The 21194-nt window shown below is 63.8% G+C and carries 19 protein-coding genes and 1 tRNA gene; 12 read left to right on the top strand and 8 right to left on the bottom strand.

The window, feature by feature from the left end:
* Positions 1-101 precede the first annotated feature (101 nt).
* The 4 genes from LDJ84_RS20970 to LDJ84_RS20955 form a co-directional block, all read right to left on the bottom strand.
* Complete coding sequence (locus tag LDJ84_RS20970) at positions 102-1934, bottom strand: ABC transporter ATP-binding protein (protein WP_084357429.1); 1833 nt, start codon at positions 1932-1934, stop codon at positions 102-104.
* Positions 1935-2009: 75 nt separating this feature from the next.
* Positions 2010-2570: a peptidylprolyl isomerase gene (locus LDJ84_RS20965; protein ID WP_024765968.1), complete on the bottom strand. Its 561-nt coding sequence runs from the start codon at positions 2568-2570 to the stop codon at positions 2010-2012.
* A 28-nt stretch (positions 2571-2598) separates the two neighbouring features.
* On the bottom strand, positions 2599-3390 hold the full coding sequence (locus LDJ84_RS20960; protein WP_024765969.1) for an alpha/beta fold hydrolase: 792 nt from the start codon (positions 3388-3390) through the stop codon (positions 2599-2601).
* Positions 3391-3421: 31 nt separating this feature from the next.
* A complete protein-coding gene (locus tag LDJ84_RS20955; protein ID WP_024765970.1) occupies positions 3422-4348 on the bottom strand; it encodes a LysR family transcriptional regulator in 927 nt (308 codons plus the stop codon).
* 55 nt (positions 4349-4403) lie between these two features.
* On the opposite strand from LDJ84_RS20955, the gene LDJ84_RS20950 reads away from it, so the two are divergent.
* The 9 genes from LDJ84_RS20950 to LDJ84_RS20910 all read left to right on the top strand — a co-directional run bounded on the left by LDJ84_RS20950 (position 4404) and on the right by LDJ84_RS20910 (position 12073).
* Entirely contained in the window at positions 4404-4718 is a 315-nt protein-coding gene (locus LDJ84_RS20950) for a hypothetical protein (protein WP_024765971.1), read from the top strand.
* Positions 4719-4865: 147 nt separating this feature from the next.
* Complete coding sequence (locus tag LDJ84_RS20945; protein WP_037013416.1) at positions 4866-5465, top strand: FMN-dependent NADH-azoreductase; 600 nt, start codon at positions 4866-4868, stop codon at positions 5463-5465.
* A gap of 197 nt (positions 5466-5662) precedes the next feature.
* A complete protein-coding gene (gene ihfB, locus LDJ84_RS20940; protein ID WP_003091441.1) occupies positions 5663-5947 on the top strand; it encodes an integration host factor subunit beta in 285 nt (94 codons plus the stop codon).
* A gap of 33 nt (positions 5948-5980) precedes the next feature.
* The gene (locus tag LDJ84_RS20935) at positions 5981-6286 is read left to right on the top strand and encodes a lipopolysaccharide assembly protein LapA domain-containing protein (RefSeq protein WP_024765972.1); all 306 of its coding nucleotides are present in this window, start codon (positions 5981-5983) and stop codon (positions 6284-6286) included.
* Positions 6287-6404: 118 nt separating this feature from the next.
* Positions 6405-7430 carry a tetratricopeptide repeat protein gene (locus tag LDJ84_RS20930; protein WP_226045370.1) on the top strand — a complete coding sequence of 342 codons (1026 nt, stop codon included), beginning with the start codon at positions 6405-6407 and terminating at the stop codon, positions 7428-7430.
* 55 nt (positions 7431-7485) lie between these two features.
* Positions 7486-8448, top strand: coding sequence for a UDP-glucose 4-epimerase family protein (locus tag LDJ84_RS20925; protein WP_226045369.1), 963 nt, complete (start codon positions 7486-7488; stop codon positions 8446-8448).
* Positions 8445-9470 (top strand): MraY family glycosyltransferase, encoded by a 1026-nt coding sequence (locus tag LDJ84_RS20920; protein ID WP_065086059.1) that lies wholly within the window; start codon positions 8445-8447, stop codon positions 9468-9470. Before LDJ84_RS20925 ends, LDJ84_RS20920 begins: the two co-directional genes overlap by 4 nt.
* 70 nt (positions 9471-9540) lie before the next feature.
* Positions 9541-11529, top strand: a complete 1989-nt coding sequence (locus LDJ84_RS20915) for a polysaccharide biosynthesis protein (protein WP_170858335.1) — start codon at positions 9541-9543, stop codon at positions 11527-11529.
* 196 nt (positions 11530-11725) lie between these two features.
* On the top strand, positions 11726-12073 hold the full coding sequence (locus tag LDJ84_RS20910; RefSeq protein ID WP_024765976.1) for a ComEA family DNA-binding protein: 348 nt from the start codon (positions 11726-11728) through the stop codon (positions 12071-12073).
* A 249-nt stretch (positions 12074-12322) separates the two neighbouring features.
* On the opposite strand, the gene LDJ84_RS20905 is transcribed toward LDJ84_RS20910, so the two are convergent.
* A tRNA-Asn gene (locus tag LDJ84_RS20905) sits at positions 12323-12398 on the bottom strand.
* A 69-nt stretch (positions 12399-12467) separates the two neighbouring features.
* Positions 12468-13664: an amino acid aminotransferase gene (locus tag LDJ84_RS20900; RefSeq protein WP_024767348.1), complete on the bottom strand. Its 1197-nt coding sequence runs from the start codon at positions 13662-13664 to the stop codon at positions 12468-12470.
* Between the two features lie 184 nt (positions 13665-13848).
* On the opposite strand from LDJ84_RS20900, the gene uvrB reads away from it, so the two are divergent.
* The gene (uvrB, locus tag LDJ84_RS20895; protein ID WP_084357425.1) at positions 13849-15864 is read left to right on the top strand and encodes an excinuclease ABC subunit UvrB; all 2016 of its coding nucleotides are present in this window, start codon (positions 13849-13851) and stop codon (positions 15862-15864) included.
* A gap of 112 nt (positions 15865-15976) precedes the next feature.
* On the opposite strand, the gene LDJ84_RS20890 is transcribed toward uvrB, so the two are convergent.
* The gene (locus LDJ84_RS20890) at positions 15977-17476 is read right to left on the bottom strand and encodes an MDR family MFS transporter (protein ID WP_089285740.1); all 1500 of its coding nucleotides are present in this window, start codon (positions 17474-17476) and stop codon (positions 15977-15979) included.
* 49 nt (positions 17477-17525) lie between these two features.
* Positions 17526-18560 (bottom strand): HlyD family secretion protein, encoded by a 1035-nt coding sequence (locus tag LDJ84_RS20885; RefSeq protein ID WP_024767346.1) that lies wholly within the window; start codon positions 18558-18560, stop codon positions 17526-17528.
* A 108-nt stretch (positions 18561-18668) separates the two neighbouring features.
* On the opposite strand from LDJ84_RS20885, the gene LDJ84_RS20880 reads away from it, so the two are divergent.
* Positions 18669-19589, top strand: coding sequence for a LysR family transcriptional regulator (locus LDJ84_RS20880; RefSeq protein WP_024767345.1), 921 nt, complete (start codon positions 18669-18671; stop codon positions 19587-19589).
* Positions 19590-19650: 61 nt separating this feature from the next.
* The gene (gene gltX, locus LDJ84_RS20875) at positions 19651-21135 is read left to right on the top strand and encodes a glutamate--tRNA ligase (protein WP_024767344.1); all 1485 of its coding nucleotides are present in this window, start codon (positions 19651-19653) and stop codon (positions 21133-21135) included.
* Positions 21136-21194 lie beyond the last annotated feature (59 nt).

Below are 21194 nucleotides of genomic sequence, written 5' to 3'. Positions count from 1 at the left end.
ACGCGCCCGGTGCAGGACTGCTCCCAGCAGGAGCGAGCTTGCTCGCGAACAAACCCCGACGCGGGGCTGTTCGCGAAAGGGTCGCGCGTGACCCTCGGGCTTCAATCCACCCCGACGAACCCGCCCGTCTGGTGCCGCCACAGCCGCGCGTAGAGCCCGCCATGGGCAAGCAACTCGGCATGGCTGCCGCTCTCGACCACGCGGCCGTGCTCCAGCACTACCAGCCGGTCCATGCGCGCGATGGTGGAAAGCCGGTGGGCGATGGCGATTACCGTCTTGCCCTGCATGAGGGTTTCCAGGCTTTCCTGGATCGCCGCTTCCACCTCGGAGTCCAGCGCCGAGGTGGCCTCGTCGAGGATCAGGATCGGCGCGTCCTTGAGTAGCACGCGGGTGATCGCGATGCGCTGGCGTTGGCCGCCGGAGAGCTTCACGCCGCGCTCGCCGACGTGGGCGTCAAGGCCGAAGCGACCCTCGGCGTCGCTCAGTTGCGGAATGAACTCCGAGGCGCGCGCTTTCTGGATGGCGTCCTGCAAATCCGCCTCGCTGGCGTCCGGGCGACCATAGAGCAGGTTGTCGCGGATCGAACGGTGCAGCAGCGAAGTGTCCTGGGTGACCATGCCGATCTGCGCGCGCAGGCTTTCCTGGGTCACGTGGGCGATGTCCTGGCCGTCGATCAGGATGCGCCCGCCCTCGAGGTCGTACAGGCGCAGCAGCAGGTTCACCAGGGTGGATTTGCCGGCGCCGGACGGCCCGACCAGGCCGATCTTCTCGCCGGGGCGTACGGTCAGGTCCAGCCCACTGATCAGGCCGCCGCCCTTGCCGTAGCTGAAGTCCACCTGGTCGAAGCGTACTTCGCCATGGCTCACCACCAACGGCTTGGCGCCGGGCTGGTCGTTCACCTGGCGGGGCAGGGCGATGGTCTGCATGCCGTCCTGCACCTGGCCGACGTTCTCGAAGATGCCGCCGACCACCCACATGATCCAGCCGGACATGTTGTTGATGCGGATGACCAGGCCGGTGGCCAGGGCGATTGCGCCGACCGAGATCAACGACTGGGTCCACAGCCACAGGGCCAGGCCGGTGGTACCGGCGATCAACAGGCCGTTGAAGACGGTGATGGTGACGTCCATCGAGGTCACCACGCGTCCGGCCTGCTGGGCCTTGCGGGTCTGGTCGTCGATGGCTTCGCGGGCGTAGTCCTCTTCCTGGCGCGTGTGGGCGAACAGCTTGAGGGTGGTGATGTTGGTGTAGCCGTCGACGATCCGGCCCATCAGCTTGGAGCGCGAGTCCGAGGCGACCACCGAGCGATGCTTCACCTGGGGAATGAAGTAGCCCAGCGCGCCGACGTAGCCGACGACCCACAGCAGCAGCGGGATCATCAGGCGCCAATCGGCCTCGGCAAACAGCACCAGGGCGCTGACGGTGTAGATCACCACGTGCCAGATGGCATCCACCACCTGCACGGCAGAATCGCGCAGGGAGTTGCCGGTCTGCATGATGCGCTGGGCGATGCGCCCGGCGAAGTCGTTCTGGAAGAAGCCCAGGCTCTGCTTGAGCACGTAGCGATGGTTCTGCCAGCGGATCAGGTTGGTCATGCTGGGGTTGATGCTCTGGTGCACCAGCATGTCGTGCAGGCCGTTGAACACCGGGCGCAGGATGAGCGCGACGACGGCCATCCAGATCAGCTCGCGGCCGTGCAGGGTGAAGAAGTCCGCGGGCACGGTGCCTTGCGCGAGGTCGACGATGCGCCCCAGGTAGCTGAATAGCGCGACTTCGATCAGGGCGACGATCAGGCCGACGAAGAGCAGGGCGAGGAAGACCGGCCAGACCTGGCGCAGGTAATAGACGTAGAAGCGGATGACATCGGACGGCGGCATGCGCTCGGGGACGTCGCGGAAGGGATCGATCAGACGCTCGAAACGACGGTAAAGCATGATAGCTCTCGGGTTGTCGGCGGGGCCGTCCTGGCCCCGCCTTGAATGGCCTCCGTCAGCCGTGATTGCGCAGAATCACAGACGCTTGGCGGAGAGGATGACCACCGGGGTGGTCGGTACGTCCTGGAACATGCCGCGGTTGCCGGTCTTGACCCCGGCGATCTGGTCGACCACGCCCATGCCGCGTACGACCTTGCCAAATACGGCGTAGCCGAAGTCGCGGGCGCCGTGGTTGAGGAAGTCGTTGCCGGTCAGGTTGATGAAGAACTGGCTGGTGGCGGAGTTCACGTCGCTGGTGCGTGCCATGGCCAGGGTGCCGCGTTCGTTGAGCAGGCCGTTGTCGGCCTCGTTCTTGATCGGCGCCTGGGTGTCCTTCTCCTTCATGGCCTCGGTGAAACCGCCGCCCTGGATCATGAAGTTGGGGATGACGCGGTGAAAGATGGTTCCGTTGTAGAAGCCGCTGTCGACGTAGGACAGGTAGTTCTTCACAGAAATCGGCGCCTTGTCGGCGTACAGCTCGATTTCGATTTCGCCCGAAGTGGTGGACAACAGCACATGCGGGTTCTTGCTGTCGGCGGCGAACACCGAGCCGGCCAGGACCAGGGAGCAGGCAGCGAGCAGGAAGCGTTTGAACAGGGTCATTTGGTGGATGTTTCCTGAGGTTCTAGGGATGGTCGACCTGATCGATGAAGTCGAGCAGGGTGGTGTTGAAGCGTTCGGGCTGGTCCAGCGGCGTCGCGTGGCGCGAATCCTCGATTACTACCAGGCGTGCGTTGGGCATCTGCCCGACATAGGCCTGCTTGAGCGAAACCGGGGTGTAGTCGCGGTCGGCGCTGATCACCAGGGTTGGACAGGTTATGCGCGCCAGGCGTTCCTGCACACCCCAGCCGATGATGGCATGCAGGCTGGACAGATAGGCGCGCTTGTCGTTCTGCGGCCAGCGCTGCTGGATCTTGCGGCGCAGGTCGCCCTGTTCTGGCTTGGGGAAGAGCATCTTGCCCAGTGCCTTGCCCACGGTATCCAGGCCCAGCACATGGGCGAGGAACAGCCGGCGCGCCACTTCCAGGTACTCGCGAGGGCTGCGTGGCTTTACCTCCGGCGCGCTGTTGACGATGGTCAGGCTGTTCAGCCGCTCCGGCCAGCGGGTGGCCAGTTCGAAGCCGATCATGCCACCCATGCTGATGCCCACCAGGTGCACGCGGCCCAGGCGCAAGTGGTCGAGCAGGGCGATCACATCCTCGGCGAAGGCGCCGATGCTGTAGCGCTGGCGCGGCTTGTCCGACTGGCCATGGCCGCGTACATCGAGGGCGATCACCCGGTGGCGCTTTTCCAGTTCCGGCACCTGAAACTCCCAGTCGCGGGTGCTGGAGCCGAGCCCGTGCACCAGCAGGACCGGCGTGCCGAAACCACTTTCCTCATAGTGCAGGCGGTGGCCGGCGTGGTCGAAGAACGGCATGACGGGCTCCTTTTTCGTGCGGCCTATATGCTCAGACCGGGCTTTCGGGGGCGGCGAAATGGGCGTCGAGTGGCACATTGGCAAAGGTGGTCAGCAGTTCCACGAGGATCTGCGTGGCCGGGCCCAGGGGCTTTTCCTTGTTCGGGTAAAGATAGAACCGGCTCTCGCGCACGCCGCCCTGTTTCATCGGCAGTGGCTTGACCTGGCCGTCGCGCAGCTCGCGCTCGATCATGTGCCGCGGCAGCCAGGCGAAGCCCAGGCCGTTGCTGACAAAGGTGGCGGCGGTGGCCAGGCTGCCCACCGTCCAGCGCTGCTCGGCGCCGAGCCAGCCGACGTCGCGCGGCTGCAGGCGACCGGAATCGCGGATCACCACCTGCATCTGGGTTTCCAGGTCCTGGTGGGTGACTTCGCGTTGCAGTCGGTGCAGCGGGTGATCGGGATGGGCAACGGCGACGAAGTCGACGATGGAGAGGTCGGCGCCCAGGTGGCCGGGGATGTTCAGGCCGCTGATGGCGAGGTCGGCGTGCCCTTGCACCAGCGCTTCTTCCACGCCGGACAACACTTCCTCGCGCAACAGCACGCGGCAGCCGCGGCTCTGCGGCATAAAGGCGGAGAGGGCGCGCACCAGGCGCACGGTGGGGTAGGCGGCGTCGACCACCAGGCGTACTTCCGGCTCCCAGCCCTGCTCCATGTGATGGGCAAGCTCTTCCAGCTGGCCGGCGGATTTCACCAGCTGCCGGGAGCGACGCAGCAGCACTTCACCGGCCTCGGTGAGCACCGCCTTGCGCCCGTCGATGCGCAACAACGGTACGCCGAGTTGCTCCTGCATGCGCGCCACGGTATAGCTGATCGACGACTGTGAGCGATGCAGGGCTTCCGCCGCCTGGGCGAAGCCGCCGTGATCGACCACGGCCTGTAGGGTTCTCCACTGATCCAGGGTAACGCGGGGCGCTTTCATCCTCGCTTCCTCTTGTCTAATCTGGCGGTCCGCAGAAGACCAACAAGAGACCGCCATGAAAAAATTCTGTTGTGCCGTTCTGGCACTGTTGCCGCTGACCGCCCTGGCCTATCCCATTGAAGTGGAGAAATCCCTCAAGGGCACCCAGGTGGACTATGACACCCAGGACATAGGCGACCAGATGGGTGCCATCATCCTGCGCAACAATGGTCAGGAACAGGCGACCTGCACCGCAGTCTTCGTCAATGGCCCGGAAACTCCGCATGTCCGCAAGGCTTCCATCGCGCCGGGCAAGGAAGCGAACCTGACTTCCAGCTTCAGTCGCGCAGTGATCAAGCTGCGCATCAAGCTCACCTGCGTGCCGGGTTGAGTACTCTGCCGGACAAGACTAGAAGCAGTTTTGCGAGAAATCAATTTATTCGATAATTAGAAGCGATTATTTGCGCTTTTTTATCGATTTATTCATCTCTAGGATGGCCTCCATCGACACATTCAATGACCGATGGAGGTCCAGTCCATGTCCCGCGTTCTCGTCATCGAAAGCAGTGCCCGCCAGGAAGGTTCCGTTTCCCGCCAGTTGACCCGCGATTTCATCGCGCAGTGGCAGGCGGCGCACCCGGCGGACGAGATCCAGGTTCGCGACCTGGCCATCGAGCAGGTGCCGCACCTGGATGCCAACCTGCTGGGTGGCTGGATGAAGCCGGCCCAGGAGCACAGCGAGATCGAGCGCATCGCGCTGGAGCGCTCCAACCAGCTGACGGCCGAACTGCAAGCCGCCGATGTGCTGGTGCTGGCCGCGCCGATGTACAACTTCGCGATCCCCAGCACGCTGAAGTCCTGGCTCGACCATGTGCTGCGCGCCGGCGTCACCTTCAAATACACCGAGACCGGCCCGCAGGGCCTGCTCACCGGCAAGCGCGCCTTCGTTCTGACCAGCCGTGGCGGCGTGTACGCCGGCGGCGCGCTGGATCACCAGGAACCCTACCTGCGCCAGGCGCTGGGCTTCGTCGGCATCCATGACGTGACCTTCATCCACGCCGAAGGCCTGAACATGGGCGGTGAATTCGCCGAGAAAGGCCTGGCCAAGGCCAAGGCGCAGCTCGCCGCCATCGCCTGATCCGCTTCCCCCTTGCGCATCCTACCGCTCCTGGACGCGACCGTGGCCGATTCCCTGCCTGGGAGTCGGCCATTTTTTATTCGCCGGCTACTTGACCGGCAGAAAACACATCCTTTCCGTTCGGGCTGTTCAAAGCATGATCAGCATGCTAAAAGAACCTAGAGCTGATCTAGCCGCTTGAAAAAGAAGGGAAAACCATGACCAAGTCGGAGTTGATCGAGAGAATCGTCACCCATCAGGGGCAGCTTTCCGCAAAGGATGTGGAGCTGGCGATCAAGACCATGCTTGAGCAAATGTCCCAGGCTCTGGCGACGGGGGATCGCATCGAAATCCGGGGGTTCGGCAGCTTCTCTCTGCACTACCGCGCACCGCGCGTGGGGCGTAATCCGAAAACCGGCGAGTCCGTGCGCCTGGACGGCAAGTTCGTCCCGCACTTCAAGCCCGGCAAGGAGCTGCGCGACCGCGTCAACGAACCCGAGTGACCCCGGGGTATCCGTCTTCAAGAAGGAGTGTCCATGCTTCGGGCAAAACGTTTCCTGCTGATTCTGGCGTTGGTCGTCCTGGCCGCCATCGTTGTGGTTTTCGTCCTGGAGAACCTGCAGTCCGCACAGCTGACCTTCCTCGGCTGGCAATCGCCGCAGTGGCCGCTGGTGGTCTTCATTTCCCTTGCCTTCATCGTCGGTGGCGTGATCGGCCTGCTGCTGAGCATTCCCTTCCGAGCAAAGGCGCATGCCCGCATGAGCGGCCTGCGCTCCGAAGTCACTCGTTTCCGCAAGGAGAATGACGCGCTGCGTGAAAAGTCGCTGACGGACCATGCCTAGCGTCATCGCCACGCTGTTCTTCTTCTGCGCCCTGGCCATCGGCTGGTGGATGGGGCGTCGTTCTCTTTCCCGACCCCGGGAAGCCTCCGAAACCCACCTTCGGAGCCGTGTCCACAGCATGCACAATCTGCTGGAGCGACACTCCGACGATGCGCTGGAAAGCTTGTCCCAAGGCTTGGTCGTCAGCCCGGAGACTCTCGAAAGCCACCTGCACGTCGGCAACCTGTTTCGCCGTCGCGGCGATATCGAGAAAGCCATCCACATTCACCAGGAACTGCTGGGCCGCGCCGGCGAAGATGGTTCGCTGGTGGCACAGGTGCGCCTGGAACTGGCGCGCGATTACATCGCTGGCGGCCTGTTGGGTAGCGCCGAGGAACTGCTGGACGAGCTGACGCAGCAACGCGATGAACCCATCTCCCTGGAAGCGCTGGATGAACAACGGCTGATCTGCGAACGCGAGAAGAACTGGTCGCGCGCCATCGAGTTGGCCTCGCGCCTGGTCGCAAGTCGCCCCGAACTGAGCGCGGCGTTGGCCAACTACTACTGCGAACTCGCCCAGGAGAAGGGCAGGACCGGCGATCGCAGTGCCATGCAGGAGCTGCTGCGTGAGGCTCGCCGTGTGGACAAGCGCTGCGTGCGCGCTCTGCTGATGCGGCTGGACTGCGAGTTGTGGCGCAAGGATCAGGTCGCTGCCGTGGCTACCGTCGGCGAGTTGGCGAGCGATGCCAAGGCCTTCCTGGGCGAGATCGTGCCGCTGTTGCGTCGCCATGATGGCCTTGCCCGGCCCGAGTTGCTGGCGTGCCTGCGGGGTTTGGCCACTGGCGAGGAAGTGCCGCCGGCAATCCTCGCCCTACTGGCGCAAAACGAGCTGCCAGCGGGAGCGTCCGGTTGGCGCGAGAGCCTGCTGGAGCGGGTGGAGCGTCATCCTTCCTGGCAAGGAGTCGGCGAGTACCTTGAAGTAGTCGGAAACGATGGCGAAAAAGACTCGGCAGCCGGAAAAATCGCTCCAATAATCATCGGTTTGTATAAGACAATGCCGCGCTATCGATGCGGCAAGTGTGGTTTCGCCGGCCGCGAACTGCACTGGCAATGTCCCAGCTGTCACGCTTGGAATGCGCTGCGACCGGTCATCTCGCCGCTCTGACGCGTTCGCTCAAACATGGAAGGCGCCGCTGGCGTCAGGTTCTGCAGGTGCTGGATTGAAGGTTCTACTCACGGGCGCGAGCGGTTTTGTCGGCCGAGGCGTGCTGGCTCGCTTGTGCCAGGAAGATGATGTGCAGATTCGCGTCGCCCAGCGTGGCGCCATTGTGCAGTTTCCGGAAGGTGTCGAGGTGGCGCTCATCGACGGGTTGAGCGTGGCGCAATCCTGGACGCCGGCCCTGCAAGGGATCGATGCCGTGATTCATTGCGCTGCCCGGGTTCACGTCATGGACGAGCGGGCTGCCGATCCACTCGCCGAGTTTCGCGCGGTGAATGTCGAGGCGACCCGGCATCTGGCGCAGCAGGCTGCGGCGGCGGGCGTGAGGCGTTTTGTCTTTGTCAGTTCGATCAAGGTCAATGGCGAGGAAACCACGCCTGGTCGGCCGTTCACGGCCGATGCCGAGCCGCAGCCGCAGGACCCTTACGGTCAATCCAAGCTCGAGGCCGAGCGAGCCTTGTTCGAGATTGCCCGGCAGACGGGACTGGAGGTCGTGGTGGTGCGCCCGCCACTGGTCTATGGTCCCGGGGTCAAGGCCAACTTCGCCAGTCTGATGCGCGCCTTGCAGCGCCGTCTGCCGCTGCCCTTCGGCTCCATCGACAATCGCCGTAGCCTGGTGGCCCGGGATAATCTGGTCGACCTGTTGGTGCTGTGCGCGCGCCACCCCGCAGCGGCGGGGCAGGTGTTCCTGGTCAGTGATGGAGAAGACCTGTCCACGGCCCAGTTGTGTCGCGGCCTGAGCAGGGCCATGGGCTTGCAGCCTCGACTTCTGCCGGTTCCCGCGGGGTTGTTGCGCCTGCTGGGGCTGCTGGCCGGGCGAGGCCAACAGATCCAGCGCCTGCTGGGATGCCTGCAGGTGGATATTTCCGCAACCCGCAGCCGGCTGGGTTGGGCTCCCCCCGTGAGCGTCGAACAGGCCCTGCTGGAAACAGTGCAGGGATACGGTCAGGAGCAGAGAAGATGAGTGCGGCATTGCTGCTTCTGGCAGTGTTCATTGCGTCCTGGGCCATGACGGCGGGTGTTCGTCGCTACGCGCTGGCGCGCAGCATCATGGATATTCCGAACGCCCGCAGTTCGCACCGGATTCCCACGCCGCGCGGTGGTGGTGTTGCGATTGTACTGGGTTTTCTCGGCGGCTTGCCCTTGGCGGCCGTGCTCGGGATGGTCGGCGGAGCCAGCCTGGTGGCCCTGCTGCCGGCCGGCGCTCTGGTTGCGGCCATTGGCTTCCTCGACGATCACCGCCATATTCCGGCACGCTGGCGGCTTCTGGGGCATTTTGTCGCGGCGCTCTGGCTGCTCTGCTGGCTGGGTGGCGTGCCCGTGTTGCCGTTGCCCTGGGGCGCGCTGGACCTGGGCCTGGCAGGTGACCTCCTGGGGCTGGTGTTCCTGGTTTGGCTGCTCAACCTGTACAACTTCATGGACGGCATCGACGGTATTGCCGGCCTGGAGGCCATCAGCGTCTGTTTGGGTGGAGCCCTCTGCGGCTGGGCGTTCGGGGCGGTGGAGCAGGTCTGGCTGCCGTTGCTGCTGGGCCTGGCGGCGACGGGCTTCCTGGTCTGGAATTTCCCTCCCGCGCGAATTTTCATGGGCGATGCGGGCAGTGGTTTCCTCGGGTTGATCCTCGGCGGTCTGGCGCTGCAGGCCTCCTCGGTGGCCCCGCCGCTGATCTGGAGCTGGTTGATTCTCCTGGGCGTTTTCATCGTCGACGCGACGTTCACCCTGATTCATCGGCTGATGCGCGGCGAACGCGTCTACGAAGCGCATCGCAGCCATGCCTACCAACGCGCTTCGCGACGCTACGGCAGTCATCTGCGGGTATCGCTGGCGGTAAGTGCGATCAACGTGTTCTGGCTCCTGCCGCTGGCGCTGCTGGTCGCGCTGGGGCATGTTTCAGGTTTGCTGGCGCTGATTGTCGCCTATGCTCCATTGGTGCTTGTCGTAGCTCATCTGGGTGCAGGTCGTCCGGATGAACAGGATGTGAGCTGAACTCCGCCGGATTGGGTGGTCAATGTAGCGGGTGGAAAACTTCCTCTGCTCGGGATAAGGACAAGCGCTGATGCTTCGAGAACGCCTGCTGAGGCTTCCGAGACGAAACAAACGGTTACTGCAGGTCACCACCGATATTTGCCTGGTGTGGTTTGCGCTGTGGCTGGCGTTCATCGTGCGACTGGGTACGGACGATCTGGAGTACCCGTTCCGCGTGCACGGCTGGTTGTTCTTTGCTGCCCCGGCGGTGGCGATTCCGCTGTTCATCCGTTTCGGCATGTACCGCGCGGTCATGCGCTACCTCGGCAACGACGCGCTGATCGCGATCTGGAAGGCGGTGACCATCTCGGCGCTGCTGTTGTCGCTGGTGGTTTACTGGAACCGCTCGGTAATCGAGGCGGTTCCGCGTTCGCTGGTCCTGAACTACTGGTGGCTGAGCCTGCTGATGATCGGCGGACTACGCCTGGCTATGCGCCAGTATTTCATGGGGGACTGGTACAGCACCGTGCAGGCGGTCCCGTTCCTCAAACAACAGGACGGCTTGCCGAAGGTTGCCGTCTATGGCGCGGGCTCTGCCGGCAACCAATTAGTTGCCGCCTTGCGTCTCGGTCGCGCGATGCGTCCGGTCGCTTTCATCGATGACGATGACGAGATAGCCAACCGTATCATTGCTGGCCTGCGCGTCTACAAGCCCAAGCATATTCAGCAGATGATCGACGAAACCGGCGTGCAGGAAGTGCTGTTGGCGATTCCCTCTGCGACGCGCGCCCGCCGCCGCGAAATTCTCGGCTTGCTCGAGCCCTACCCGGTCCACGTGCGAAGCGTGCCTGGATTCATCGAGCTGGCGAACGGCCGGGTGCGGGTAGACGACATCCAGGAAGTGGATATCGCCGACCTGCTCGGGCGTGACCCGGTCGAGCCGCGCAAGGAGCTGTTCGAACACTGTCTTCGCGGCGAAGTGGTGATGGTCACTGGCGCAGGCGGCTCCATCGGCTCCGAACTTTGCCGACAGATCCTGGGCTCGTCGCCTACCGTGCTGGTGCTGTTCGAACACAGCGAATACAACCTCTACCGGGTGCACCAGGAGCTGGAGAACCGCGTCAAGCGCGAGTCCCTCGCGGTGCAGCTGGTGCCGATCCTCGGCTCCGTGCGCAGTGCTGAGCGCCTGCTCGATGTCATGCGCACCTGGAAGGTCGCGACGGTCTATCACGCCGCGGCCTACAAGCATGTGCCCATCGTCGAGCACAATATCTCCGAAGGCGTCCTGAACAATGTGATGGGCACCTTGCATACCGCCCAGGTGGCGGTGCAGGCCGGCGTCGAGCACTTCGTGCTGATTTCCACCGACAAGGCAGTGCGCCCGACCAATGTGATGGGCAGCACCAAGCGCCTGGCGGAGATGATTCTGCAGGCATTGAGCCAGGAGTCCGCGCCGGTGCTGTTCGGCGACAAGTCCGGCGTGCACCAGGTCAACAAGACCCGGTTCACCATGGTTCGCTTCGGCAATGTGCTGGGCTCCTCCGGTTCGGTCATTCCGCTGTTCCGCGAGCAGATCAAGCGCGGTGGTCCGGTTACCGTGACCCATCCGGGCATCACCCGCTACTTCATGACCATCCCGGAAGCGGCCCAGTTGGTGATCCAGGCGGGCTCCATGGGGCGCGGCGGCGACGTTTTCGTGCTGGACATGGGGCAGCCAGTGAAGATTCTCGAGCTGGCCGAGCGGATGATCCACCTGTCCGGCCTGAGCGTCCGCTCCGAGCGCAATCCCCAGGGCGACATTTCCATCGAGTTCAGCGGCCTGCGGCCTGGCGAAAAGCTCTACGAGGAGTTGCTGATCGGCGACAACGTCTGCGCCACCGAGCATCCCATGATCATGAAGGCCAACGAGGAGCTGATGCACTGGGAGGGCTTCAAGCTCGTCCTGGCTGATCTGCTCAAGGCGGTAGAGCAGGGCAATTACGCACGTGTGCGGCAACTACTGCGGGAAACCGTCAGCGGCTATTGCCCCGAGGGCGAGATCGTCGACCTGATCCATCAGCAGCGGCGAATGGAGCCCTGAGTCGGTGGGCTACCTAGCAGGCAGCGCCGCTGCTGCGTCTGCGAGTCATGTCAGTCCTTTCTTGGTGAACTGTCGGCGGCGCCGGAATCTGCCGCCGACTCTCTAAACCGGCGTTTTCACCGGTGTTCCTGGCGATATGTTTTCCAGGCAGCGCAATCGTGCCTGCCTCGAAACCTGTTGCATCAAGGAACGATCCATGAAGAAGAGTCTGCTTTCCGTTACAAGTCTGATTCTGTTGGCGGGCCTCTCGTTCGGTGGAGCCGCTCTGGCAGCCACCAATGGGGCTCCGGCCGTAAAACCCTCAGCCGAAACCACAGTTTCGGCCGAGAAGGCGCCTATTGCCCAGGTGGCGGCCGTGAATATCAACACTGCATCGGCTGAAGAGTTGCAGCATTCCCTGAAAGGCATCGGCAAGGTGAAAGCACAGGCCATCGTTGACTACCGCACAACCAACGGTCCGTTCACCACGGTCGATCAATTGCTGGAAGTAAAGGGCATCGGCAAGGGTACGCTGGACAAGAATCGCGACAAGATTTCGCTCTGAGCTTTGCCAGTTGGAATGAAAAGGCCGGTCGTCGACCGGCTTTTTCATTGAAGACTTTTTCGAGTCCAAAGAAAAAGCCACGACATGTGCCGAGGGCTGCGAATTTGGGCTCCGCGACCTGGACTCGACGGCGTCAGCCGAACGCGCCTCAGCGCGGCTCCGAAGGGGGCACCACCTGGGACTCAGTGCCTGGAGAGAGTCCGGAGGCCCAATAAAAAAGCCCCCGGCATGTGCCGAGGGCTTCGAATTTGGCTCCGCGACCTGGACTCGAACCAGGGACCCAATGATTAACAGTCATTTGCTCTACCGACTGAGCTATCGCGGAACAACGGTGCGTATCTTACTGATTAAGAAGGGGAAGTCAACAATCAGGCGATGACTTCCCCTTAATTTTTTACAGCACCTGGACGATGGCGCGGGTGACGGTGTCCAGGTTGCCGTTGTTCAGCGCGGCCACGCAGATGCGGCCGGTGCCGACGGCGTAGATGCCGAATTCGTTCTTCAGGCGTTCAACCTGCTCGGCGGTCAGGCCGGAGTAGGAGAACATGCCGCGCTGCTGGGCAACGAAGCCGAAGTCGCGCTTGGCGCCCTGGGCTGCCAGTTGGGCGACCATGGCTTCGCGCATGGCACGAATGCGGGTGCGCATCTCGCCCAGTTCTTCTTCCCATACCGCACGCAGCTCCGGGCTATTCAGGACGGAAGCGACGACGCTGGCGCCGTGGGTCGGCGGGTTGGAGTAGTTGGTGCGGATCACGCGCTTGACCTGGGACAGGACGCGGGCGGATTCCTCACGACTATCGGTCACGACCGACAGGGCACCAACGCGCTCACCGTACAGCGAAAACGACTTGGAGAAGGAACTGGAGACGAAGAAGTTCAGGCCCGACTGGGCGAACAGGCGCACAGCGGCGGCGTCTTCGTCGATGCCGTCACCGAAGCCCTGGTAGGCGATGTCGAGGAACGGCACGTGGCCCTTGGCCTTGAGCACGTCCAGCACCTGCTTCCAGTCGTCCAGGGTCAGGTCGACGCCGGTCGGGTTGTGGCAGCAGGCGTGCAGAACGACAATGGATTGCGAGGGCAGGGCGTTGAGGTCTTCCAGCAGGCCGGCACGGTTCACGCCGTGGGTGGCGGCGTCGTAGTAACGGTAGTTCTGCACCGGGAAGCCGGCGGCTTCGAAGAGGGCGCGGTGGTTTTCCCAGCTCGGGTCGCTGATGGCGACCGTGGCGTTGGGCAGCAGGCGCTTGAGGAAGTCGGCGCCGGTTTTCAGCGCGCCGGTGCCGCCGACGGCCTGGGTGGTGACCACGCGGCCTTCGGCCAGCAGCTCGGAATCAGCGCCGAACAGCAGCTTCTGCACGCCCGAATCGTAGGCGGCGATGCCTTCGATCGGCAGGTAGCCGCGCGGAGCGTGGGCTTCGATGCGGGCCTTCTCCGCGGCCTGGACGGCGCGCAGCAACGGGAGGCGACCTTCCTCGTTGTAATACACGCCCACGCCCAGGTTGATCTTGCCCGGACGGGTATCGGCGTTGAAAGCTTCGTTCAGGCCCAGGATCGGGTCGCGGGGGGCCATTTCGACAGCGGAGAACAGACTCATTTTGGCAGCAGCTCTAAGGCGGGAGTGAAGTGCAATTGCAACCCACCCGCTCACGGCGCTGGGGGTTGCGTCGACGGGCCGGTATTATATAGGCCTCTATGGCAGGCGGCGAGTTGTCGCGCATGCTTTTCGACTGGTATGACGCTTTGGCGACCGAAGCGTCACACGTCAAAGCGAGGTTCCCATGTCGTTATTCCAGCTGGATTCGCGCTTCAAGCCCGCTGGCGATCAGCCAGAAGCCATCCGACAGATGGTTGAGGGGCTGGAAGCGGGCCTGTCGCACCAGACGCTGTTGGGGGTGACCGGCTCCGGCAAGACCTTCAGCATCGCCAACGTCATTTCCCAGGTACAGCGCCCGACCATGGTGCTGGCGCCGAACAAGACCCTGGCCGCGCAGTTGTACGGCGAGTTCAAGACCTTCTTCCCGAACAACGCGGTGGAGTACTTCGTCTCCTACTACGACTATTACCAGCCCGAGGCCTATGTGCCGTCCTCGGACACCTACATCGAGAAGGATTCCTCGATCAACGACCACATCGAGCAGATGCGGCTGTCGGCGACCAAGGCGCTGCTGGAGCGCGAGGACGCGATCATCGTCTGCACCGTGTCGTCGATCTATGGCCTGGGCGACCCGGCGTCCTACCTGAAGATGGTCCTGCACCTGGATCGCGGCGACAAGATGGATCAGCGCGAGCTGTTGCGCCGCCTGACCAGCCTGCAGTACACCCGCAACGACATGGATTTCGCCCGCGCGACCTTCCGCGTGCGCGGCGACGTGATCGATATCTTCCCGGCGGAGTCGGACCTGGAGGCCATCCGCGTCGAGCTGTTCGACGACGAAGTGGAGAACATCGCCGCCTTCGACCCATTGACCGGCGAAGTGCTCACCAAGCTGCCGCGCTTCACCTTCTACCCCAAGAGCCACTACGTGACCCCGCGGGAGACGCTGCTGGAGGCGGTGGAGCAGATCAAGGCCGAGCTGAAGGTGCGCCTGGACTACCTGCGCACCAACAACAAGCTGGTGGAAGCCCAGCGACTGGAGCAGCGCACGCGCTTTGACCTGGAGATGATCCTCGAACTGGGCTACTGCAACGGTATCGAGAACTACTCGCGCTACCTCTCCGGGCGTGGTCCTGGCGAGCCGCCGCCGACTCTTTATGACTATCTGCCTGATAACGCCCTGCTGGTGATCGACGAGTCCCACGTCAGCGTTCCCCAGGTCGGCGCCATGTACAAGGGCGACCGCTCGCGCAAGGAAACCCTGGTGGAATACGGCTTCCGCCTGCCATCGGCGCTGGACAACCGGCCGCTGCGCTTCGAGGAGTGGGAGGCGATCAGCCCGCAGACCATCTTCGTTTCGGCGACGCCCGGCCCGTATGAAGAGCAACACGCTGGTCGTGTGATCGAGCAGGTGGTGCGCCCCACCGGCCTGGTCGATCCGGAGGTGGAAATCCGCCCGGCGACCACCCAGGTGGACGACCTGCTCTCTGAGATCGGCAAGCGTGTGGCACTGGATCAGCGCGTACTGGTCACCACCCTGACCAAGCGCATGGCCGAGGATCTGACCGACTACCTGGGCGACCACGACGTGCGCGTGCGCTACCTGCACTCGGACATCGACACCGTGGAGCGGGTGGAAATCATCCGCGACCTGCGCCTGGGCAAGTTCGACGTACTGGTGGGCATCAACCTGCTGCGTGAGGGGCTGGACATGCCGGAAGTGGCGTTGGTGGCCATCCTCGATGCGGACAAGGAGGGCTTCCTGCGTTCCGAGCGCTCGCTGATCCAGACCATCGGCCGCGCCGCGCGGAACCTGCACGGCAAGGCGATCCTCTACGCCGACAACATCACCGGCTCGATGCAGCGGGCGATCAACGAGACCGAGCGCCGCCGCACCAAGCAGGTGGCCTTCAACGAAGCGCACGGCATCGTGCCCAAGGGCGTCACCAAGGATATCAAGGACATCCTCGAAGGTGCCGTGGTGCCGGGCGCCAAGGGCAAGCGCCGCAGCCTGGCGAAAGTCGCGGAGGAGAGCGGCCGCTACGACAACGAGCCGCGTACGCCGGAAGAGATCGGCAAACGCATCAAGCAGCTGGAAGAGCGCATGTACCAGTTGGCCCGCGACCTGGAGTTCGAGGCCGCCGCTGGCGTGCGTGACGAGATCGGCAAGTTGCGCGACCGCATCGTGTCGATGGGCTGATCGACTCTTTGTAGGAGCGAGCTTGCTCGCGAACTGCCTGATGCCGGTGTGGCCGGCTGATTGAGCTTTCGCGAGCAAGCTCGCTCCTACAGAATTTTGCGAGGCTTGGGACTCAGTGCGCCCCGGCCGCAGCTCCAGAACCCACGCCCGCCGGCAGCGGGCGCGTCAGCAACACTGCCACCATGCTGACTGCCAGCACAATGCCAATGGCATGGAAGGCATCGTTGTAGGCCATGATCGCCGCCTGCTGGTGGACGATCTCGCTGATCTTGCCCAGCGCCGCCTGCTGCGTTCCCAGTTGCGAGGTCAGCTGCGCCAGGCGCTCGTCCACTGCACCGTTCACCGGCACCACCGCTTCACGCAGGTAGTCGTAATAGACCTTGGCGCGGCTATCCAGCAGGGTTGCCAGCAGCGCGATGCCGATGGCGCCGCCGAGGTTGCGCAGGATGTTGAACAGGCTGGAGGCCGAACCGGCGTCCTGCGGTTGCAGATAGACGGTGGCGATCAGCGAGATGGTGACCATCACCATCGGCTGGCCAAGGGCGCGCAACAGCTGGATCTGATTGAACTGCGGGCCGGCGAAGTCCGGGTTGAGCACGCCGGAGAAGAAGCTCGCCATGCCGAACAGGCCGAAGCCCATGGCGCAGAGCAGGCGCGGCTCGATGATCTTCATCAGCTTGGGGATCAGCGGGATGAGGAACAGCTGCGGCACGCCCATCCACATGATCACCTCGCCGATCTGCATGGCGTTGTAGCCCTGGATCTGCGCGAGATACAGCGGTAGCACGTAGATCGATCCGTACAGCCCCATCCCCAGGCCGATGCTGGAAATACTCGACAGGCCGAAGTTGCGGTTGCGCAGGATGCCCAGGTTGATCAGCGGGTTGGGCCGCGAGGTCTGCAGAATCACGAACAGAATCAGGCTGACCAGGGCAATGCTGCCCAGGCTGACGATCAGGTTCGATTCCAGCCAGTCCTTGCGGTGGCCTTCTTCCAGGAACACCTGCAGGCAGCCCAGGCCGATGGCCATGGTGACGATGCCGGCGTAGTCGGTGCTTTTCAGCAGCTCCCAGTGCGGCGGCTTCTTCTCCAGGCCGTAGAGCAGGCCGGCGATCATCAACAGGCCCGGCGGGATGTTGATGTAGAAGATGTACTCCCAGCCGAAGTTCTCAGTCAGCCAGCCGCCCAGGGTTGGCCCGATGGAGGGCGCGAAGGTAGCGGTGATGGCGAACAGCGCCATGCCCTTGGGACGGTGGTGTTCCGGCAGCTTGATCAGCGCCAGGGTAAAGGCCAGCGGGATCAGCGCGCCGCCGGTGAAGCCCTGCATGGCGCGGAACACGATCATGCTCTCCAGGTTCCAGGCGAACGAGCAGAGCAGCGAGGAGAACAGGAAGCCGACCGAGATCATCCACGCCAGCCGGCGCGCCGAGAGCAACTGCACCAGCCAGGCAGTGAGCGGGATCATGATGATTTCCGCCACCAGGTAGGAGGTGGAAATCCACGAGCCTTCTTCCAGGGTGGCGGCCAGCGCTCCCTGGATATCCTTCAGCGAGGAGTTGGTGATCTGGATGTCGAGGACCGCCATGAACGCGCCGAGCATGGCGCTGAACACGGCGATCCAGTCGCGGCGGGTCGGCTCCCCGACTGGCCGCACCAGGGCATCAGCGGACACGCAGCTCGACCTCGGCCTCGACGGACATGCCTGGGCGGATCAGGCCCTTCAGCGGGTTGTCGTCGGCGAAGGTGATCTTGACCGGAATGCGCTGCACCACCTTGGTGAAGTTGCCGGTGGCGTTGTCCGGCGGCAGCAGGCTGAACTGCGCGCCGGAGGCGGCGAACAGGCTCTGTACCTGGCCTTCGATGGGCTGGTCGGGGAAGGAGTCGAACACCAGCCTGGCGGTCTGGCCGGGGCGCATCTTGCCGATCTGGGTTTCCTTGAAGTTGGCCTGGACCCAGATGCCGTCGTCCGGCACCAGCGACAGCAACTGGCTGCCAACCTGCACGTACTGGCCGACACGGGCGCCGCGCTGGCCGACCAGGCCGCTGACCGGCGCGTGGATTTCGGTGCGGGCGAGGTTGATCTCGGCTTGGGTGATGTCGGCGCGGGCGCTTTCGATCTGCGCCTGCAGGCGCTGGACATCGGTGCCCAGGGTTTCGCGCTGTACGCGCTGGGCCTGCAGGTCGGCCTGGGCCTTGGCCACCTGGGAGCGGGCGACGTTGGAGTCGGCGGCCAGGGTGGTGACGCGTTCTTCCGACACGTAGCCGGGCTTGCGCAGCGCCTGGGCGCGGCCGAGATCGACTTCGGTGCGGCCGAGGGTGGCCTGGCTGGCATTCACGTCGGCCGCGCTGGCGGCGATCATGCTGGTCTGGCCCTTGAGCTTGCTGCGCGCCTGCTCCAGCTCTGCCTCGCGGGTGGCCAGGGTGGCCTTGGCGCGGTCCAGGGCGAGCTGGAAATCAGCAGCTTCCAGCTTCACCAGCAACTGACCTTTCTCCACGTGCTGGTTGTCCTGCACCAGTACCTCGTCGACGCGGGCGCCGAGCTGGCTGGCAATGCGGGTGATCTCGCCCTGCACGTAGGCGTTGTCGGTGGTCTCGACGAAGCGGCCGATGAAGTACCAGCGCGCCAGGAAGGCGAGGGCGACCACGGCGAGGATGACGAAGAACACGGTCAGGCGGCGTTGTAATTGTGCGGGCATAGGTAAACGAGCGTTTGGTTGGCCAAAAATGTTTGCCAATGTAACAGTGTTCCGTGGCAGCACGTAGCCGCTACACTTCGGAAACTTTGTTGCTTATAGGGAACAATCATGGGGCTGGATGATGCGCTGATCTTCACCCGCGTCGTGGAGCTGCACAGTTTCACCCAGGCCGCGCACAGCCTGGGCATGCAGAAGTCGACGGTGAGCCGGCGTATCGCGCTGCTGGAGGAGCGCCTGGGCGTGCGCCTGATCAACCGCACCACCCGCAAGCTGCGCCTGACCGAGGTGGGCCAGGCCTACTACGACCGCTGCCGGCAGATCATGCACGACTTCGCCGAGGCGGAGCAGGCGGTGATGCAGTTGCAGCAGGCGCCTTCGGGATTGTTGCGAATCACCGCGCCCATCGAGTTCGGCCAGATGTACCTGGCCAAGGTGCTGGGCGATTTCATGAACCTTTATCCACAGATCACCGCCGAGGTCGAGCTGACCTCGCGCAACGTCGATCCGCTGGAGGAGGGCGTGGACATCGTCATCATGGTCGGCCAGCCGGAAGACTCGACGCTGATCGCCCGGCGCATGCTCACCACCAACCGCTGCCTGTGCGCCAGCCCGGATTACCTGGAGCTGCACGGCCGTCCCGAGACCGTCGAGGAGCTCGCCGGCCACCGCGCCGTGCTGTTGCAGGCCGACTCCCAGCGCTACTGGCCGCTGCGCGGAGAAACCGTGCCGTGCCACCGGGTGCTGTCCTGCAACAACATCACCTTCGCCCGCGAAACCGTGCTGGCGGGGGCGGGAATCGCCTCGCTGCCGGAACTCATCGTCGACGAGGAGCTGGCCAGCGGGCGTCTGGTCCGGGTGTTACCGCAGATCCAGCTGCCGGTGGGCGAGTTGTACGCGGTGTACCCGTCGCGGCGCTTCCAGGCGATGAAGGTGAAGGCCTTCCTCGACTTCCTGATCAACAACCTGCCCATCGATCCCGGTCGCTGGCTGGAGCCGAAGGCGGCCCGCCTGATACCATCGCACCCATGAGCGCGTGCGCCGTCGCGCGCTGTCCGCTTCACACGAAGAATTGCTGCACACGAGAGCCTTCATGACCACAGTCCGCACCCGTATCGCGCCGTCTCCCACCGGTGACCCGCACGTCGGCACCGCGTATATCGCGCTGTTCAACCTCTGCTTCGCCCGCCAGCACGGCGGTCAGTTCATCCTGCGTATCGAGGACACCGACCAGGTGCGTTCGACCCGCGAGTCGGAACAGCAGATCTTCGACGCACTGCGCTGGCTGGGTATCGAGTGGGATGAGGGCCCGGACGTCGGCGGCCCGCACGGCCCGTATCGGCAGAGCGAGCGCGGCGCCATCTATAAGCAGTACAGCGACGAGCTGGTCGACAAGGGCCACGCCTTCCCCTGCTTCTGCTCCTCCGAGCGCCTCGACGCGCTGCGTGCCGAGCAGCAGGCGCGCAAGGAAACCCCGCGCTACGACGGCCATTGCATGCACATCCCGAAAGAGGAATCGGCCAAGCGCATCGCCGCCGGTGAGTCCCACGTGGTGCGCATGAAGGTGCCGACCGAGGGCGTCTGTGTGGTGCCGGACATGCTCCGTGGCGACGTGGAAATCCCGTGGGACCGCATGGACATGCAGGTGCTGATGAAGGCCGACGGCCTGCCCACGTACTTCCTCGCCAACGTGGTCGACGACCACCTGATGGGCATCACCCACGTCCTGCGCGGCGAAGAGTGGCTGCCTTCGGCGCCCAAGCTGATCAAGCTGTACGAGTACTTCGGCTGGGAGCAGCCGGTGCTGTGCTACATGCCGCTGCTGCGCAACCCGGACAAGAGCAAGCTGTCCAAGCGCAAGAATCCCACTTCCATCACCTTCTACGAGCGCATGGGCCTGCTGCCCCAGGCGCTGCTGAACTACCTCGGCCGCATGGGCTGGTCCATGCCTGACGAGCGCGAGAAGTTCAGCCTGGCGGAGATGATCGAGCATTTCGACCTGTCCCGCGTGTCGCTGGGCGGGCCGATATTCGATATCGAGAAGCTCTCCTGGCTGAACGGCCAGTGGATCCGCGAGCTGTCCGTCGAGGACTTCGCGAAGGAAGTGCAGAAGTGGGCGCTCAACCCCGAGTACCTGATGAAGATCGCCCCGCACGTGCAGGGCCGCGTGGAGAACTTCAGCCAGATCGCTCCGCTGGCCGGTTTCTTCTTCAGCGGCGGCGTGCCGCTGGACGCCAAGCTGTTCGAGCACAAGAAACTCGATGCCACCCAGGTTCGCCAGGTGCTGCAACTGGTCCTGTGGAAGCTCGAAGCGCTGCGCCAATGGGAAAAGGATCGCATCACCGCGACCATCCAGGCGGTGGCCGAACACCTGGGTCTCAAGCTGCGTGACGTGATGCCGCTGATGTTCCCGGCCATCACCGGTCAGGCCAGTTCGGTGTCGGTGCTCGACGCCATGGAAATCCTTGGCGCCGACCTGTCGCGCTATCGCCTGCGCCAGGCCCTGGAACTGCTGGGTGGTGCGTCGAAGAAAGAAGCCAAGGAGTGGGAAAAGATTCGCGACGCCATCGGCTCCTGAGTTCTTTCCTCCACTGAAAAAGGCCGGACGCTGCAAAGCTCCGGCCTTTTTTCACACCG

The organism is Pseudomonas sp. HS-18 (assembly GCF_020401845.1).
Lineage (GTDB): Bacteria > Pseudomonadota > Gammaproteobacteria > Pseudomonadales > Pseudomonadaceae > Pseudomonas > Pseudomonas nitroreducens.
This window is presented reverse-complemented; position numbering and strand designations above follow the sequence as displayed.